Annotated in this window: 15 protein-coding genes; 1 reads left to right on the forward strand and 14 read right to left on the reverse strand. The window is 48.1% G+C overall.

Features of this window, described 5'->3' with window-relative positions; translation table 11 throughout:
- Positions 1 to 121: 121 nt before the first annotated feature.
- The 9 genes from AC0YNV_RS38480 to AC0YNV_RS38520 all read right to left on the reverse strand — a co-directional run bounded on the left by AC0YNV_RS38480 (position 122) and on the right by AC0YNV_RS38520 (position 11,045).
- Positions 122 to 1,501 carry an aminotransferase family protein gene (locus AC0YNV_RS38480; RefSeq protein ID WP_475772746.1) on the reverse strand — a complete coding sequence of 460 codons (1,380 nt, stop codon included), beginning with the start codon at positions 1,499 to 1,501 and terminating at the stop codon, positions 122 to 124.
- Positions 1,502 to 1,564: 63 nt separating this feature from the next.
- On the reverse strand, positions 1,565 to 2,626 hold the full coding sequence (locus tag AC0YNV_RS38485) for a tartrate dehydrogenase (RefSeq protein ID WP_475772747.1): 1,062 nt from the start codon (positions 2,624 to 2,626) through the stop codon (positions 1,565 to 1,567).
- A gap of 45 nt (positions 2,627 to 2,671) precedes the next feature.
- Positions 2,672 to 3,796 carry an alanine dehydrogenase gene (gene ald / locus AC0YNV_RS38490; protein ID WP_475772748.1) on the reverse strand — a complete coding sequence of 375 codons (1,125 nt, stop codon included), beginning with the start codon at positions 3,794 to 3,796 and terminating at the stop codon, positions 2,672 to 2,674.
- A 13-nt stretch (positions 3,797 to 3,809) separates the two neighbouring features.
- The gene (locus tag AC0YNV_RS38495) at positions 3,810 to 5,255 is read right to left on the reverse strand and encodes an aldehyde dehydrogenase family protein (protein ID WP_475772749.1); all 1,446 of its coding nucleotides are present in this window, start codon (positions 5,253 to 5,255) and stop codon (positions 3,810 to 3,812) included.
- Between the two features lie 174 nt (positions 5,256 to 5,429).
- Positions 5,430 to 7,055 (reverse strand): type 2 periplasmic-binding domain-containing protein, encoded by a 1,626-nt coding sequence (locus tag AC0YNV_RS38500; RefSeq protein WP_475772750.1) that lies wholly within the window; start codon positions 7,053 to 7,055, stop codon positions 5,430 to 5,432.
- A 50-nt stretch (positions 7,056 to 7,105) separates the two neighbouring features.
- Positions 7,106 to 7,990, reverse strand: coding sequence for a carbohydrate ABC transporter permease (locus AC0YNV_RS38505; RefSeq protein WP_475772751.1), 885 nt, complete (start codon positions 7,988 to 7,990; stop codon positions 7,106 to 7,108).
- Positions 7,991 to 8,008: 18 nt separating this feature from the next.
- A complete protein-coding gene (locus tag AC0YNV_RS38510; RefSeq protein ID WP_475772752.1) occupies positions 8,009 to 8,956 on the reverse strand; it encodes an ABC transporter permease in 948 nt (315 codons plus the stop codon).
- Positions 8,957 to 8,978: 22 nt separating this feature from the next.
- Complete coding sequence (locus tag AC0YNV_RS38515) at positions 8,979 to 9,935, reverse strand: BadF/BadG/BcrA/BcrD ATPase family protein (protein WP_475772753.1); 957 nt, start codon at positions 9,933 to 9,935, stop codon at positions 8,979 to 8,981.
- A 9-nt stretch (positions 9,936 to 9,944) separates the two neighbouring features.
- On the reverse strand, positions 9,945 to 11,045 hold the full coding sequence (locus AC0YNV_RS38520; RefSeq protein ID WP_475772754.1) for an SIS domain-containing protein: 1,101 nt from the start codon (positions 11,043 to 11,045) through the stop codon (positions 9,945 to 9,947).
- Positions 11,046 to 11,455: 410 nt separating this feature from the next.
- On the opposite strand from AC0YNV_RS38520, the gene AC0YNV_RS38525 reads away from it, so the two are divergent.
- The gene (locus AC0YNV_RS38525) at positions 11,456 to 12,145 is read left to right on the forward strand and encodes a response regulator (RefSeq protein ID WP_210046980.1); all 690 of its coding nucleotides are present in this window, start codon (positions 11,456 to 11,458) and stop codon (positions 12,143 to 12,145) included.
- A gap of 181 nt (positions 12,146 to 12,326) precedes the next feature.
- Here the strand turns inward: AC0YNV_RS38525 and AC0YNV_RS38530 are convergent, their stop codons facing one another.
- The 5 genes from AC0YNV_RS38530 to AC0YNV_RS38550 all read right to left on the reverse strand — a co-directional run bounded on the left by AC0YNV_RS38530 (position 12,327) and on the right by AC0YNV_RS38550 (position 17,195).
- The gene (locus AC0YNV_RS38530) at positions 12,327 to 13,205 is read right to left on the reverse strand and encodes a hypothetical protein (RefSeq protein ID WP_475772755.1); all 879 of its coding nucleotides are present in this window, start codon (positions 13,203 to 13,205) and stop codon (positions 12,327 to 12,329) included.
- Positions 13,206 to 14,164: 959 nt separating this feature from the next.
- Positions 14,165 to 14,803, reverse strand: a complete 639-nt coding sequence (locus tag AC0YNV_RS38535; protein ID WP_475772756.1) for an HD domain-containing protein — start codon at positions 14,801 to 14,803, stop codon at positions 14,165 to 14,167.
- An 89-nt stretch (positions 14,804 to 14,892) separates the two neighbouring features.
- On the reverse strand, positions 14,893 to 15,795 hold the full coding sequence (gene sigJ / locus AC0YNV_RS38540; protein WP_475772757.1) for an RNA polymerase sigma factor SigJ: 903 nt from the start codon (positions 15,793 to 15,795) through the stop codon (positions 14,893 to 14,895).
- A 216-nt stretch (positions 15,796 to 16,011) separates the two neighbouring features.
- Positions 16,012 to 16,491: a DinB family protein gene (locus tag AC0YNV_RS38545; RefSeq protein ID WP_475772758.1), complete on the reverse strand. Its 480-nt coding sequence runs from the start codon at positions 16,489 to 16,491 to the stop codon at positions 16,012 to 16,014.
- Between the two features lie 158 nt (positions 16,492 to 16,649).
- A complete protein-coding gene (locus AC0YNV_RS38550) occupies positions 16,650 to 17,195 on the reverse strand; it encodes a GrpB family protein (RefSeq protein WP_475772759.1) in 546 nt (181 codons plus the stop codon).
- Between the last annotated feature and the right edge of the window lie 322 nt (positions 17,196 to 17,517).

Genomic DNA, 17,517 nt, shown 5'->3' on the forward strand with positions numbered 1-17,517 from the left:
AGAAATCGCGCCAAAATGTTTTTCTCCTGGCGAACAGGACGAGCGGCTGGAAGCCAAGCCCGTCCGTTCCCGGCGCGCATGTAATAGATTTTGTACGAATCATGCGCATGGATTTCGGCTATCAACCCAACAGTTCCTTCCGTGCATCCGCTATCGATGTCGCCAGGATGTCTATGAGCGACTCCACCTGATCCTTCTGAATGGTCAAAGGAGGACATAGGGCTATAATGTCCGTATTATCGATCGTGATCGCGCGCGTGATCAGACCTTTTTCCTTCGCCTTGTCGAATACGAGCTGCGCAGCCTTCTTGGCTGCCGGAAACGCCCGTTTGTCCGCCTTGTCTTCGACGAGCTCAACCGAAGCGAGCAGCCCCCGGTACGTGACGTTGCCTACAATATCCGAATCCCGCTTCAACTGCTCCAGTCCGGCGCTAAGAACTTGGCCCATGGCGGCAGCATTCGCGACCAGATTTTCCCGTTCGATGATCTCCAGATTTTTAAGCGCCACTGCGCAAGCGGTCGGATGTCCGCTATAGGTATATCCATGAGGCAATACCGCGGTGGACAGCTCCGCAAGTTCCTTATGCAAGCCGTCGTTCAAAATCACGCCGCCAAGCGGAACGTACCCGCTCGTAATCCCTTTCGCGAACGTCATCAGGTCGGCAACCACACCCTCGTGCTCCATGCCGAACCATTTCCCGGTTCGTCCGAAGCCGGTAATGACCTCGTCGGCGATCATCAGAACGCCGTACTTGTCGCAAAGACGGCGGATTTCTTTCATGTAGCCGGGTGGCGGAACGATGACCCCGCCTGCTCCCTGAATCGGTTCGACAATAACCGCCGCCACTGTGTCAGGACCTTCCCGGAGAATCGCCTCCTCCATACTTTGCACCGCGCAGGCGGCGCCGCCTTCGGCGCAAGATTCGCACTTGCCGCAGCGATAGCTGTATGGAGCGTCCGCTTGCACGAATCCATCGGCGAGCGGTCCGCCCATCTGGCGGAATACCGGGATGCCGGTTGCGCTCGTCGCGCCCATCGTCACGCCATGGTAGGCGCGATAGCGGGCGATGATTTTATAGCGGTTCGTCTCGCCCTTCAATTTGAAATAATGGCGAATCAATTTAAATACAGTATCGTTCGATTCCGAGCCGCCCGATGTGAAATGGCAGACGTTCAAGTCGGCTGGCGCGAGAGACGCTATTTTCTCGGCCAGCAGGATGGCTGGCTCATGGGAAAACCGGTTGAAGGAGTGGCTGTAGGCCAACTTGCTCATTTGCTCCATAGCCGCTTGCGCCAGTTCCTGCCTCCCGTGGCCCACATTGACGTTCCATAGGGAGGATAACCCGTCGAGATACTGTTTTCCTTCGGTATCGTACACATAAATGCCTTCGCCCCGCTGCATGATGACAGACGGTCCCTGTTCGTAATGATCCTTAATCGGGCTGGTCGGATGCAAAATATGCTTACGATCCAGTTCCATCAATCGTTGATTATCAGCCATCTTTCTTCTCCTCACGCCGAATTTATAATGAAAAGGGTACAATTCAACCCATTGCTGCTCTCTTTAATTCAAACGACGAAGCCTTTCCCGGATCGCTTCCCCGACCTCTTGCGTCGATGCCGTTCCGCCGACATCCGCCGTACGAATCCCGCTTTCCATGACATCTTCGATGACCTGAAGAAGCGAGGTTCCGAGTTCCTCTTCGCCAAAATAGTCGAGCATCATCTTCGCCGTCCAAATCTGGCCGACGGGATTTGCGATGCCTTTGCCGTATATATCAGGCGCGGAACCGTGTACCGGCTCGAACATGGATGGATATTTGCCGTCCAAATTGATATTGATGGAAGGGGCGATTCCGATGCTTCCCATAATGGCTCCCCCAAGATCGGTCAAGATATCGCCGAACAAGTTGCTGGCCACCACCACATCGAACAGCTGCGGACGGCTGACAAAAAACGCGGCAAGCGCATCGATATGATACGAGCTGGTTTTCACTTCAGGATAGTCGGTTTGCACTTCCTTGAAAATCTGATCCCAGAACGGCATCGTATGATAAATCCCGTTCGACTTGGTTGCACTCGTCACATGTCCGCTTCTTTTCTGCGCCAACTCGAAGGCATAGCGCATCGCCGCTTCGGACCCTTTGCGCGTAAATACAGCGTTCTGGATCGCGACTTCATCCTCGCCTTGATGAATCCTCCCGCCAATCTCGCTGTATTCTCCTTCGCTGTTCTCCCGAACGACAATCAGGTCGAAGTTTTTGGGGTTCACCAGCGGCGAAGCGACGCCTTTTAATTGCTTGGCCGGGCGGAGATTGATCGTCTGGCGGAAGCCTTTGCGGATTTTAAGCAGCAATCCCCAAAGCGAGATGTGATCCGGCACGAGCAGCGGATCGCCGACCGCACCGAGAAAAACGCCATTGAAGCCCGCAAGTGTGTCCAACCCGTCATCCGGCATCATTTTGCCCGTCTCGCAGTAGTATTCGCAGTTCCACGGAAACTCGACAAAATCGAATCGAAGACCGCCGTGAATCTGTGCGATGCAGCGCAGCACTTCGAGCGCTTCCGGCATCACTTCCTTGCCGATGCCGTCGCCCGGCAGGACGGCGATTTCTAAAACGTTCACGTTGTTAACCCTCCACTCCCGCTCCCTATTTCCCTGGGATCCGGTTTATTTGGTGTTTACCAGCAGTATCTTCTCGTAAGGAACGTAAGGGAAGCCGAGATCTCTTGCGACCGGAGCGCAGGTGACCTGTCCTTCCGTTACATTCAAGCCTTTGGCCAAGGCAGGATTCCCGTTCACCGCGCTTGCCAATCCCTTGTCCGCGATTTCCAGGACATAAGGCATCGTAACGTTGGTAAGTCCGATGGTGGAAGTCCGCGACACCGCACCCGGCATGTTGGCGACCGCGTAATGAACAACGCCGTGCTTGATATAAGTAGGATTGTCATGCGTCGTCACGCTGTCGACCGTTTCAAAAATACCTCCCTGGTCTACGGCGACGTCGACGATGACGGAGCCGGGTTTCATCGTCTTGACCATTTCTTCCGTGACGAGTCTGGGCGCTTTCGCACCGGGAATGAGTACCGCTCCGATGACCAGATCCGACTCCTTCACGCATTCCGCGATGTTCGCCGGATTCGAGATCACCGTGTTCACGGATTTTCCGAACAGATCATCCAACGCGCGAAGCCGATCAGGATTGGAATCGATAATTGTGACTTCTCCGCCGAGCCCGATCGCGATTTTGGCCGCATTCGTTCCGACGACGCCGCCACCGACAATTGTCACCTTGCCGCGTTTGACTCCCGGGATGCCGGACAATAAAATTCCGATTCCACCGTGCGGCTTTTCCAAAAATTGCGCGCCGATCTGCACCGACATTCTGCCGGCCACTTCGCTCATCGGGGTAAGCAGCGGCAACCTCCCGCCTGTCTCCACCGTTTCATACGCAACAGCGGTAACGCCGCTATCCACGAGAGCTTGGGCAAGCTTGCGCTCGGCTGCCAAATGCAAATACGTGAACAGAATCAGCCCTTCTCGAAAATACATGTACTCCGACGGCAGCGGCTCCTTGACCTTGAGAATCATCTCCGCCTGCGACCAAACATCGGACGCCGCCGCGATCTGCGCTCCGGCCTTCGAATAATCCTCATCCGCAAAACCGCTGCCCGCTCCGGCGCCCGACTCGACGAATACCTGATGACCTCGTCCGACCAAGCTCAACACTCCGGATGGCGTAATGGCGACACGGTTCTCATTATTTTTGATTTCTTTTGGAATCCCGATAATCATGGTGAATCCCCTCTCATTGACGGGCGTGCGTTATATTATGGTTAATCACGATCAACTTCATTTCCGTCAATTCCTCAACGGCATATTTGACTCCCTCGCGGCCCATGCCGCTGTCTTTCACGCCGCCGTAGGGCATTTGGTCCACCCGAAAAGAAGGTGTATCGTTGAGCATCACACCTCCGACATGCAGTGTTTTTGCCGCGCTGAAAGCATTATGCATGTTCGAGGTATAAATGCCGGCTTGCAGTCCGAAGCGCGAGTCGTTGATGTAATTCACGGCCTCCTCAACGGATTTCACCTTATTGATTAGCACGACAGGCGCAAAAGCTTCCTGGCAGGAAACTTTCGTCTTCGGATCGACTCCGAGCAAAACCGTAGGCAGAACAATATTGCGTTCAGCGGTTCCCCCTGTGGCGATCACCGCACCGTTCTGTTTGGCTTCCTCAATCCAGCTCAACGTTCGCTCGACGTCTTTCCGGCTGATCAAGGCGGAAAGATCGGTCCTTTCGTCCAGCGGGTCTCCGATGGTCAGCTTGTGTGTCGTTTCTACGAACTTGTTGACAAACGTGTCGTAAATCGCTTCATGAACGTAAATCCGCTGCAGCGAAATGCACACCTGCCCCTGGAAACTGAACGAGCTGATGACGCAACGGGCAATAATTTCGTCGATGTCAACGTCCCGATCGACGATCAACGCCGAATTCGAGCCGAGTTCCAAGGTCGCCCGCTTTAACCCCGCTCTGCTGCGAATTTCCATTCCGACTTCCGGACTTCCCGTAAACGTCACGGCTTTGATACGCGGGTCCGTCACGATCTTGTCGCCAACTGTCCTTCCACTCCCCGTCACAACATTTAATGCTCCGTCGGGGAGACCGGCTTCAGCAAACAATTCCGCCACGAAAAACGAACTTAGCGGGGTTTGCGAAGCGGGTTTCAAAACGACCGAATTGCCGGCTGCAATCGCAGGCCCGACCTTATGGGCGACAAGATTCATCGGAAAGTTGAATGGCGTAATGGCACCGACGGCTCCCAGCGGCTCCCTGACGGTGTAGGCTGTCCGGTTTTCCCCGCCAGGCGCGGCGTCAACCGCGAATTGCTCACCGTGAATGCGCCTTGCTTCCTCTGAGGAAAACTTATAGGTCATGATGGTACGCTGCACTTCCGCGCGGGCCATGGCAAGCGGTTTGGCGGCTTCCGCGGCGATCAGCCGGGCTGCCTCCTCGGCTCGCTCGGTCAGGAGCGATGTAACTTTACCCAAAATTTCGGCTCTCTGATGGCTCGACATCGCAGCCATGACCTTAGCGGCACGATCGGCGGCGGCGATAGCAGATTCGGTCTCCTGTATCGTAGCTTGAGGAATTTCAGCGATCGTCTCCTCTGAGTAGGGCGATTTGAGACTCTCGTAGTTTTGAGCTTCAACCCACCTGCCATCAATGAATAACTTCTTTCTTCCGCTCACTCCACATCGTCCCTTCGGGGTAGTTGGCCGTTCTACCATACATAGCAACAATTTTCATGCCAACATTACCCCCAGCTGCAGGTTTATTATCCTGCAACCGGGGGCTTCTTGTTTATTGTCTGTTTTACCGGATCAATCAAACGGGATGGTGTTTTTGACTTTTCTCTTTATCTCCTATTTTTTCTTCATCGCGGTAAGCTCATCCAGAACAGGCTGAATCAGTGGCATCTTTGCTTTGACCCAAGCTTTCCAGTTGGCCTCTACATCAGGTCCTTTCAGAACAATTCCCGCTAATTCTGCATTGAGGTCCATGACAGCGCGGGTACGCGCGGGTGAATTATAAAAGTATACGTCCGGGTCGAGTTTCGCAAAAGTCTCGGGATTATTGAAATCAATGACCTTGGCTTTCTCAGTATACTGATTGAGGCCTTTATCGCGCCAAATCTGCGGCAATGTCGGATTAACCAACTGATAATCGTCGCGCAGACGGACCAGGTTGGGCCATAAGTCCTGGATACTCTTGTATTTGTCGGAAATTTGGATGTCCCCGTTCAAGTTAGCAATCGTGCCGTCGGGCTTTGTTTCCCAGTCAGTGCCTTCAATACCCATGTTAATGAGTTTCTGCCCTTCCTCGGAAGCGGACTCGTCGAGAATGTCGAGTATGCGTTCAAACTTGGCATCATCCAGTTTCGGGTTGAATATAAGACTACCGGCGAAGTTGGGGGCTTCACTGGCCCGATATGTGCCCTTGTCATCCGTAATAAACGCAAAGTTCAACGCCTCGTCAGGATCAACGTCTAAATTCGTGCTCATAAAGCTGGCCTGCCGGGTGCCCACGGAGCCCATACCCGAGGAGGCATTCATCGCAGCAACGCCGGCGGTACTCAGTTGCGCTTCCGTTTCCCTTCCGCCTGGCAGATTGTAGAATTCAGGATGCAACAGCCCCTCGTCATAGGCCTGCCGCCACAGCTTCAACCCTACCAGGATATCCGGATCGGCGAGTCCCCAATGAAACACTCCGTCAGCATCCTGGTAGAACTGAGAGACATCCCGGTAATGTGTAGCGTTGGGGTGAATGAAGAGATGAGGAAGGTCCGATGTGGGAAAGATAATAGGAATCAGCGCCTTGCCTACTTTACCGGGATCCTGCTGCTTGACCTTCATCGCGATATCCATGAGTTCAGTAATGCTGTAAGAATCCTTTATTTCGGCGCCAACGGCACGGAACCAATCTGCGCGGTACCACATTCCCGAGTTGTCGATCAGCGTGTCAAGCGGATAGTTGTCACCCATGATAGGCTTAAACAGAATATTGTCACTGCCCACTTGATCCGAAACATATTTGGCAATTCCTGTCGCATCTTGGGATGCGGCGAGGTTCGGCCACTTCTCACGCCAGCCTTCAGGCAATTCCTTAAGCAGTCCCTGCTTTACATAAGATACATACTCTGAATGATTATAGTTCCAGCTCCCGATATCGGCCATATCGCCGGAATTGATCCAGATGCGAAATGTTTCACTGTTGTTATTGGATGCTACCGGCCTGATTTCCCAATCAAAGTTGAACTTATCCTTCCAAATTTTCGCAAAATCATCGTCGTTTACTTCAAGGTTATTACTGCCGACGGCATACGAAATTGTCATATGCTCGGCATACTTATTTTGTTCTTGCCCCGTGGCTCCCGACGGCGCCGGTGCGGATGCGGCCGGGGACGTGGTCTCATTTGACGAACATGCTGAAACAACACCGGCCAGCATGACCGTCACAAGCAGAGACGTGAGTGTCTTTGTTTTTTTCATAAAAAATTATCCTCCCTTTTTTTTATATATTACAATTCGGCGCAATATTGTTATTTTACCGCGCCGACCATAATACCCTTCACAAAGTATTTTTGCAGGAACGGGAAGAATAGCATAACCGGAAGCATGGTACATATGATAGCGGCCGTTTTTACTCCCATAGCGAAATTTGACGCCAGCTCGATCGTGTTCCCGCCGGTTTTCACCATGTCCATTTGCGCATCGATTACAATGCTTCGCAGCACCAGTTGCAGCGGTTGAAGCTCCCCTCTTTGCAAAAAAAGCATAGGGTGAAACCATTCATTCCAGCGGTCCACTGTGTAGAACAAGGTTATTGTGGCAAGTACGGGCGCGGACAGCGGCAAAACAATATTGGCAAGAATCCGCCATTCCCCCGCTCCGTCTATCCTCGCTGATTCCATAAGCGAATCAGGCAGGGCTTTGAAAAAATTGTGCATGAGAATCATGTAAAAGGTACTCACTGTGTTTGCCAGAACAACAGCCCATAAATTATTGGGCACCAGGTGCAGATCCTTCATTAGCATATACAAAGGGATGATTCCGCCGTCAAAAATCATAGCGATCAACACAAAGTAGAAGATGAATTTGCGCCCGGGAAAATTTTTGCGGCTCATCCCGTAAGCAAAACTTGTGGTAAGAAATAAACTGAGCGGCAACGACATTGCCAGGAGCTTAAATGTAGTAAAATAACCGCTCGCGATACGCCCGTCCTCAAATATCCGTTTATACGATTCCAGCGTCGGTTCCATTGGGAAGAGAAGCAACGGGGTTTTAATGTATTCGGCCTCTGATGTAAAGGAAATGACGATAACGCTGAAAAACGGAAACAAAACTATTAATCCCCATATAATCAAAATAGCAGGAATAAGATAATCGCCTATCGTCTTTCTTTTCAAGCTTTTAGTTGATTTCATATGACCCTCGCCTCCTCTCTAGCCCATTAAGCCATCTTTACCCATCAGTTTTGCGATGCGGTCAGCCGCCAATAACAATGCCATATTAATTACGGAACGGAAAAGGCTTACCGCCGTTGAGTAAGAAAAATCCGGCGCGCTTTGGAATGAGATTTTATAAATATACATATCCAAAGTTTCAGCTACGCCGCGTACCGCGTCATTGCTCAGATTGAAAATCTGATCAAATCCTGTGGACATCAGACCGCCCATGGTGAGGATAAACATAACAATGATCGTGGGCATAATACCGGGCACCGTAATGTGAAACATTCTTTGAAACCGGTTTACCCCATCAATGGCCGCGGCCTCGTATTGCTCTGCATCAATGCCAGATATGGCCGCCAGGTAGATGATTGCCCCCCAGCCTGAACTCTTCCAGATCTCAGTAATGTACAGCAAGGGGACAAAAATGGATTCATTTCCTAAAAAATTAAAAGATTTAAGGCCAAACGCCTTAATAATGCCGTTAACAAACCCGTCGTAAGACAAAATAGTAATCAGGACGCTTGATAGTACCACCCATGATAAAAAATGCGGAAACGTGAGTATCGTTTGCAAACTTTTTTTCATCCTTAGGAAAATCACTTCATTTAAAAGAAGGGCAATCACAATTGCCATCGGGAACTGAAAGACCATTCTTCCCAAGTTGATTTCCAAGGTACGAACTACCGAATGTATAAACGCCTGATCCACAAATATATATTTGAAGTTCTCCATGCCAACCCACGGGCTGCCCCATATTCCGCCGCTCACCTGATAGCTTTTAAAAGCTAAGGTAAGTCCACCCATGGGTCCGTAAACAAAAATGATATACCAGATAAGGCCCGGAGCCAATAAGGTGTAAACCATCCTGTATTTCCAAATCAATCTCAAAAGGTTTCTGAATTTTTGCGTTTGCGTTCTTTCCGTAAATGAGGTGCTCAATACTCTGGCCTCCTCCTATTGGTTATTTTTCCTCAAGCTCAGTTATAAACGGTATTCCGCCGCCTAAATAATCCAAAGCCATCTGGGCCGCGCTGTCCGCGCCATCAACCTGTGGACATACCAGGCTGGAATTAGGGTATTCCTGCAAAAAGAGCCGCCTGTACTCATCCGCAAAGATCGCTGAATCATGAAATACGCTACCCCACATTCCACACACAAAAGCGGATTCTTTTTCAAATTCCAGCTTCTGAACCACTTCCCGCGACACATTGACGAGTTCCCTGGCACCTTTGCGCAAAATATCCACGGCAGCCTCGTCGCCATCGATTGCCGCGCTATATACCAGAGAGGCCATTTCAGGCTTAATCAAATTGCGTCGGAGGCTGTTTGCGCACTTAATCAGTTTGTTTGAGTCAAATCCGTGGAAGTGTTCGATCATATTCATAACCAATTTTGTGGTGGGAACGCTTTCATCCACCCACCTTGACATATGCTTAAGGGCCATAACGGCGAGCCACTGAGCGGAGCCTTCGTTGCCCATAATGGTGAGAGGATATCCTCCTGAGCGCGTTATTTTTCCCGTTTCATTCCGACCGACCACAATAGAACCCGCGCTTGAAATTGCCACGACGCCGACGCCTCCCGTCGCCCCGTATAGCGCTACCTTTCCGTCGTTCATACAGAAGATGGGACAAGGAAAGCCCAGTGCTGCGTAAAAACTCTCTACGACTAAAAGGTCTCCGGACGAATCAATACCCACCGCGCCGACGACAACGCATTTGCAGTCTTCTATTTTAGCGCCGAAATCATTCAAAAGAGCTTCGGTCACTTCGGATACTAAGCGTTCGGCTTTTTTCTCTCCTACTATTTTGCGGTTGATCGCGCCTCTCGATTTTTCCGCCAGCGTCCTCCCTTCCAAATCCATTGCTTTAATTACATATTTTGTCATTCCGTCATCTACGCCGATTACGTATTTCATACAGAACCATCACTTCCCCGAATCCGATGTCTTAGTGTCCATATCAGAAGTTATTGAACGTATGGCAGGGTGGCGGACTATCCCCAGCTCCTGGGTTAGTAGCGACGATATAAGCTGTCCAAAATAAATATCCACGAATGGCGACATGAATTTACTGTCTCCCGCGTTCAACCGAAGTATATGATCGCCCTGCATGGAACCGGTTCGATCAATAATGTAACTGTTTTTGCTGGCCTTGCGAGTGATGTCCGCCATTTTTTTCATCCGGACGCTGTCTTTGTCTCCAGAATTGAAGAGGAATAAGGCGGTTTCCTCATTTATACAAATAGGCGGGCCATGCAAGAATTCCTCAAACTCATATCCGGCGCTGGGTAAGCAAAGGGTTTCCAACACTTTCAGCGCGTCTTCCTCGCCCACGGCCGCCGCCGGTCCCTTACCCACAAACAGGAAATGCCGAGCTGTTTTCAGATCGTCTAGATGAACGCGGTAAAAGTCCTCGCACGCCTCCAAGTTTTGCTCGCCATATCCTATCGTTTCTTCCAGCAGTCCGATTTCTTTGCCATACCCCGCCTCGCTTAAATTCCCGCATAACAGCGCAGCTTCGAGCGTGGCAAGGTATAGGCAAAGCACCGTTCCTGTAACACCTCTGGTTTTTGGGCCTACAGTCTCGTCGCCCACCGAGATGTCTACAGAAAAATCTGCTATGCGCGCAACGGGATTGTCAACGCCCGCTGTAAACGATACGGTCTGGACTCCGCCTCGCAGCTCTTCCAGCAAAGTCACGGTGTTAGACGACTTGCCGCCCTGAGATACCGCCAGAACAAGCGGGCGCGAACCCCGGATGACCGGCGGATTGCTGGGCGGCGCGCAGGTTATTTCCACCCCCAGGATAGTTTCCATATATTCACTTGCCGCTTTGCAGGCATTCAGGCTGGAACCGCTTCCAATCAGGTAAATCCGATCCGGTTTCTGTTCGTTATAAAAATGTGCGAAACCCCCAACTATTTCCTTTCTTCTAGAAAGCAGTCTCTCCATATATGAAGGCTGGCTGCGATAATATCTGTACATCTCCCGCAACATATCATGATACTGCTGCATTGCCTGTTCCATAAGAATCGTCCTTTCGATTGGTTGAATTTCATGATTTCATCTTAATTTTCAAACGACTTTATTGTAAAGGATGAAAAAACTTGCGAGCATACCCTTATCTCCAAGAACTATTAAGTTTTTCACAGATTAAGTTTTTCACTAGCTTTGATGTTAATAGATTGATAATATTGAGCATGTTTTGTGCATTTGGCTTAATTAAAGCATTATTAATTGAAATTTTATGCTAACTTCTACTTGTCAAGTATGAATTTTCATTAGACTTTTTGGATCTATATTAATAGAATAGAATTTATTTTGGAGCCATCCCGCCTTCAAGTCGTTCATCTTTCCTGTAAACGCTTCCAGATTCGTTTACTCTCTTTATCTAGCGCAACCTGCTGCCTACACAACTTCGTCAGGAAGGTGATCTCATGAAGACGACTGTTAACCCTATAAAAGTTCTAATTGTGGACGGCTCGGAACAAACGCGGAATAAGCTAACACGCATTATGGCTAACAATCCGGCTATTGTTTTGGTTGGTTCTGTTGGTAACGGGTATGAAGCGGTGGCTTTCGCCGCCAATAACGCTCCTGACGTTGCGGTAATGGATATTGAAATAGAGTCCAGACTCGCGGGGCTTTACGCTATGCGCGAGATAATCAAGCTGCGGCCAAATACCAAAGTTATCATCTATACAGTCCAGAATTCCGACTATTACATCTCCAACGCGTTTCTATTCGGCGCGTCCGACTACCTCATAAAAGGGGTCTCTGAACCCGATTTACCCGACACCATAATACGAGCTGCGCAAAACCGCTCTATCATACACCCGGAAGCCGCAGAGTATTTGAGGAAGGAATATATCCAGTTGAAAAACGCCCAAGAGAACCTTTCATATACTATTCAGGTAATTCTGAAACTCACGCCGTCAGAAATGGATATACTGCACTTGTTGCGATCCGGCATGAAGTATAAGGAAATAGCTGAAGTCCGTTTTACTGAAATGACGACATTGAAGACCCATATTTCAAACCTTTTAAGGAAATTTGACAAAAAGAGTGTTGTAGAGCTGCTGGAAACCATTGAGCATACAGGGTTCTTTTTGCTGATAGACAAATAGAAGCAGGGCAAATTACGAGCGATTACAAGCAAAATTAAACGGCCTCAGTCCCATGGCATTCAGGACCAAGGCCGCTTAAGCGTTCTTTATTTTTTGTACTGTCTACTTGACGGGGTACAGTTCAGAATCCCAGTAACAAGAGAGGTGGACCAATGAAAACCGATAAAGGGCAATAGTTCTTTCATATGTTGTCAAAAATCCAGGTGCGCTGCCATGTATTGCTTTGACCCGGCGCAAGCTCCAGCTTGTGAAAGGTTTCTACGCTTACTATATGATCTGCGCACCACATCGTCATGCCGCAGATATCAATCTCGTCCTTTACGTCTACACGGGCGCCGGAGGCTTCATTTATCATCGACCATTCAAATATTTTGGGGTTGCCTATTTGTATCTCTTCCAGCGTCACCTTTGCAGAGGCAGGTGAAGGTGAATATTGCGCAAAGGTAAATCCATGTCCATCACCTTTTATATGCCCGTTTAGCACGTCTTTCCCCATATCTTTGATCGAATCCATTCGTATTTTGTAATCCGGCCCAAGGGCCATTGAGTTTATTGAAAGGAAATTATGGCAATATTCGCGGATGCTTATCGGCTTTTCTCCCTCGTTCTTAACCGTGATTTGCATGATGAGCATGTTATCCTTAACCGATATATCTTTCTTTTGGCTTATTGCATAGCCAATACAAAGTCGCGGTTCCGTTATGAATCTGGCGCTGCCCTTACTTTCCTCAACACGAATGCGGTACTGCTCGACTTCGTATCTTTCCCAGAATTTATACGGTGCGTTTTCGAACTTCTTCAAAAGACCGACGCCGAATTTGGGAAAAAACTCACCTATCTTTGCCTCTGCGCTGACATCGAATAAATATTCGCTGCAAAGCCCGCGTCCACCGGAAGACGGATGGGAGAGATTATTAGGCTCCGTGGCGCAGAAACGATGCACTTCATCAAGCACGATTTCGGTTATAAATCCCGCCCGGTCGAAACGCGTAGTTATATTTGGTGCTTCATTCGGGTGCGCAATCTCAACACGCAAACGATCTGATTTTATTTCAAACATCACTTCCGCTCCTTTTTATTCATACTTTTGTGATAAAACCTTCTTTGCATAAGATAGTAGAATACAGGGTTACCATGAAATCGGACTCTCCATCCGAGTCAAAATGGGGTTGTGGTGACCATCCATACCAACACGGAATGCCATTTTCGCATCCAGAACACCAGCTTTGATGACATCTGGTTCCGACATATAAAGGAATTCTGTTCTCTTGCTGATATTCTTTTCTCCTTTCGAGCGTTAAAGAAATATTAATTGCGATGTATACATAACAAAATGTACTGTAATTTGAAAAAAATAACACGACATAACCCATAATGTCGAGGATGAATTATTTTCGCTGTGTTTAGGATTCGTGAATAAGAATTATTTTTTATATGCTTGACACTTGCAGGTTCACTTTATTGTAATAAGACATTTTCCGGTACATATTTGAGGAGGCGTTTGAATTGCACGGGTGTTAAACCACAACACACCTCATTGCAATTGAAAGGAGATGGAAAACGTTATGGAACATGAGCTGTATATATTGGAAGCAGTCCAACAACTCGGATCGCTGACCTATGAGCAGTAAGGAATAGATATATTATCGAGACTGAACGTATTGAATCCGCGCGGTTTTTCTAATTACAACACCGTGAGACTCCGAAAATAAGTATTAGACTGACTCAAAAAACGAAACAGCAGCAGCCATGGACGAGAAATAAAGTCCTGGACTGCTGCTGTTTTATTGAACAAAAGTACCCGTTAGCATGATGCGCCCTGCTACTTAATCATGAGAACACTAGCGACGAATAATGTGGCGATTGTCATCTCATTTTCGTGAAGAAGGCCACTGATCTGCAAAGATCCGCTCTGGCAAGATCAATACATAAGAAAAATGAGGGAGTGTTCAGAATGATCGGAAAAGCTATGCAATTCTAGTCGTTAACTGAACAAAGGCAACCGTTCATTCAAGTCAATTACTCATCCCATGGGGAATGAAGGACATGATGGCAAAAGTTGGGACGCTCAAATCCCGGAAGAAGCAGTTCGCACACGTCGGCGTTAATCGTTCCGTAGGTGGTTTCCGGTTTGTGCTTGAAGCCTTCCAAGAATGCATGTAAGATGTCGTGTTTGAACTGGTTGCGAGGAAAAGCCTTGACGACTTGCTGCCGCGCTTCTGCTGAGATGAAATCGAAGTTCTTCCCGACCACATCATAACCGACGCCAAAATTCATAAGCGCCGCTTCGGTTTCCTTATATTCGACGATTCCGATGGATGTATGCAGGGCAACAGCGTCCCATACAAGCCGAATGGAATCTTCCGGGACGCCGCGACTTTTAAGAAAATCGCGGGCAGCATTAGCCCCGTCGACCTCAAAGCGTTTGTCCGTGCTTCGGAATGCGGGAGTAAGGCCGAGATCGTGGAAAAGCGAACTGATATAAAGCAATTCAGAATCGTATTTCATTTGATTAAGGTTACCCTTCATAGCCGAAAACAGAAATACCCGGTTCGAGTGGTTCCACAGAAGGTCGTCGGCATGCTCACGCAATAATTCAGCCGCTTCAACGGCTAGTTTACTATCAGGAATCTTTATATCTGCGATTAAATTCGTCATCAATAACTTCCTCCTTAAACTTGCTTTTAGTTTGTACATCAAAGAAGACAACTGAAGGAACATATCTGTGACAATGATCTATAAAAAATTTAGGATTGCCTTTCGAGCAAACGGGCAGCGCTTTGAAGTTTGTCCGGATTCATCATGACATATACACGAGAAATGGCCGAACCGTCAGGATTTAAAGCGAGGGAGTATACGGCGAACGGTTTACCATCAAACATCACCATAAAACTGTCATGGCCGTTGACCACTACCTTCTTGACAGTCCCTTCCCGGAGATAATTAGAAATGGAATAGGTCAGCAAAGCCTGGACGCGATTCCGGCCAGTAATCGGGTTAATGGCAGCTCTTACTTTGCCGCCGCCATCTGTCAGCAAGATGGCGTCTTCACTAAGTAATTCAACAATGGCGGCGATATCTCCAGCGCGAAAAGCTGCGCTGAACGATGCACTAAGTGCCTGGAATTCAGGTTTTAATGGCGAAATCGGCACCACGGCGTCGTTATTTTTTGTGTCCAGCTTGCGTTTTCCGCGACTGAACAACTGCCGGCAATTAATCTCAGATTTACCGATCCATTCTCCAATTTCCTCGAAAGCGAAGCCGAGTGTTTCCCTCAGTACAAAGACGGCCCTTTCCATCGGCGTCAGTCGCTGCATCACGACTAGATAGGCGTAGGCGATGTCATCTTTAAGCTCAAACGCCTCCTCGGGATTGCCTTCTACCGCAGATACGATCGGCTCAGGCAGCCATGGGCCGATATAGGTGGTCTTTGCCTTGCGCGATGATTTGAGCTCGTTCAGGCAGCGATTGGTGACAAGTTTACAAAGATACGCTTTTATATTAATGAGTTCACAACTATTCTGTTGTTGTAATGCTACGAACACGTCCTGAACGATATCTTCGGCGTCCTGAGACAATCCGAGCATCCTGTAGGCGATAGAGAAAAGCAACGGGCGGTATTGGTCATAAAGGGCATGGTAATCATACATTTCGTCCAGTTCCAATCATTCAGGATTTAAAAGCTTTTTTGTTTGAAGCGAATAGTATCGCTCGCGACTGAGAATAACACGATTCAATATAGAATTCCCAATTTTACCGTGATTATTTTAGAATCAAAACGCAGCCGAACATGTTGACCAGCTGCCATATCACAATACCCGCTATTGGAACAATCCTGACCGTTCGTTCAATAGAATTTATCAACGTTAAATATCGAATAACCTTCTGCCAATCAAGTTTGCAGTAACCGGCTTCTTTCCAATTTCTCGCGACCATACAGACAATTGACCGATATGGTGGATCTCGTGGGCGATCACGTGCCGCATCACTTCCCCGTATTTATGGGCTTCCCGTTCCCCTTCATCCGTGATATCAATCATAATGCTGTCTTCCAGGCTGTCATTCCAACCATAGACAAATGGAGCGAGTTCCACGTGGCAACGGTCGGAAAAATCTTTTATTTGCTGCAAGCTGGCCACTTCCTCGAACGGAGGGATTTCAACCGCTTTTTCTTGTATTCCACCGCATATCCAGCCATACTCGACTGCCACAATATGATATAGCGTGGGAAGGATATATCCTATGCCGCCGGTCCGTTTTTTCATCAACTCTTCCTCGCTCACCGTATCGCACCAGTCAAACCAATCTTTGCGAACTTGCCAGTTATACTCGAATAATTTCAACATAAGCAGCCTCCTGTAATCATAAACTTTGTTACTCCTACCATTCGCGAAATAATTGTAATATTTATGCAAATAAACTGGTCCACTGGAAAAGCTCCACAGCACAGATTATGGAAGTAATTCTGATCCTCCTTGGAGCTCTGGATATAAATAAGGTAACCTTACATATCTGATATACCTGGGTTCCAGCCCGCTTCTTGCGACCAAATATGAGCTTTCTGTATAATATCCCAAACGATCTGTCCTTTTCCTTCAACATATTTTGGGCGTTCATTCTTAAAAAGCTCCATTAATCGATGCTTTTCCTGAGCGTACCTTACACAATCTGCAGGGTGTACGCGTAAATAATCTCTAAAGAGCAAAGTAATTTGTTCTGAAAAACTACCCGCTTGCCTTACATGAATATGAGTTCTTCGAGAGCCTTGCAGTTCCCGAAAATACCTCTTCGTTTTGTCTGGATTTTCTCCTCTTAATACGAAACCTACTTTTTCAATCTTGGTCTTATAGTTTAAAACGTCATAGCAATTTAAAACAGATATCTGGATATCAATGATTGGCTTTGCATCCAAACCAATAATCGAAGTGGAGCCGACATGATCAATACGAATTGCCAAATTTCCCAATGAAGTTCTTAATTTTGCAGCGATATCATTGAACAGCCTTTTCCATTCTGGATCATGTTTAGCTATCCTCCATTGCTCATCCATTGTAATCTCCTTTCATATTAGTTGTTAAAGAAAGCTTAGCTCAATTTTACCATTATCCGGTCAATCGTATTACACATAATGCTGGATCGGGACCGGCACTTCCATCACCAGTTGGATCTCTTCACTTCGTTCCTTTCGCAGCAAGATGACATCCGGAATTTCGCTGCTTTCTGTAGCAGCCTCCTCGATCTCATGTAATAAAACGTACGGGAGCGTGATATGTATACAAGCCCAACAAAAAAAAGGCAATCCCCGGCAAACACCGAAAAAGATTGCCTATCGCGACTGCCTTTCACCATTGAACTATCGTGCCCAGTTCGTT

Source organism: Paenibacillus sp. JT31N11, assembly GCF_056269285.1.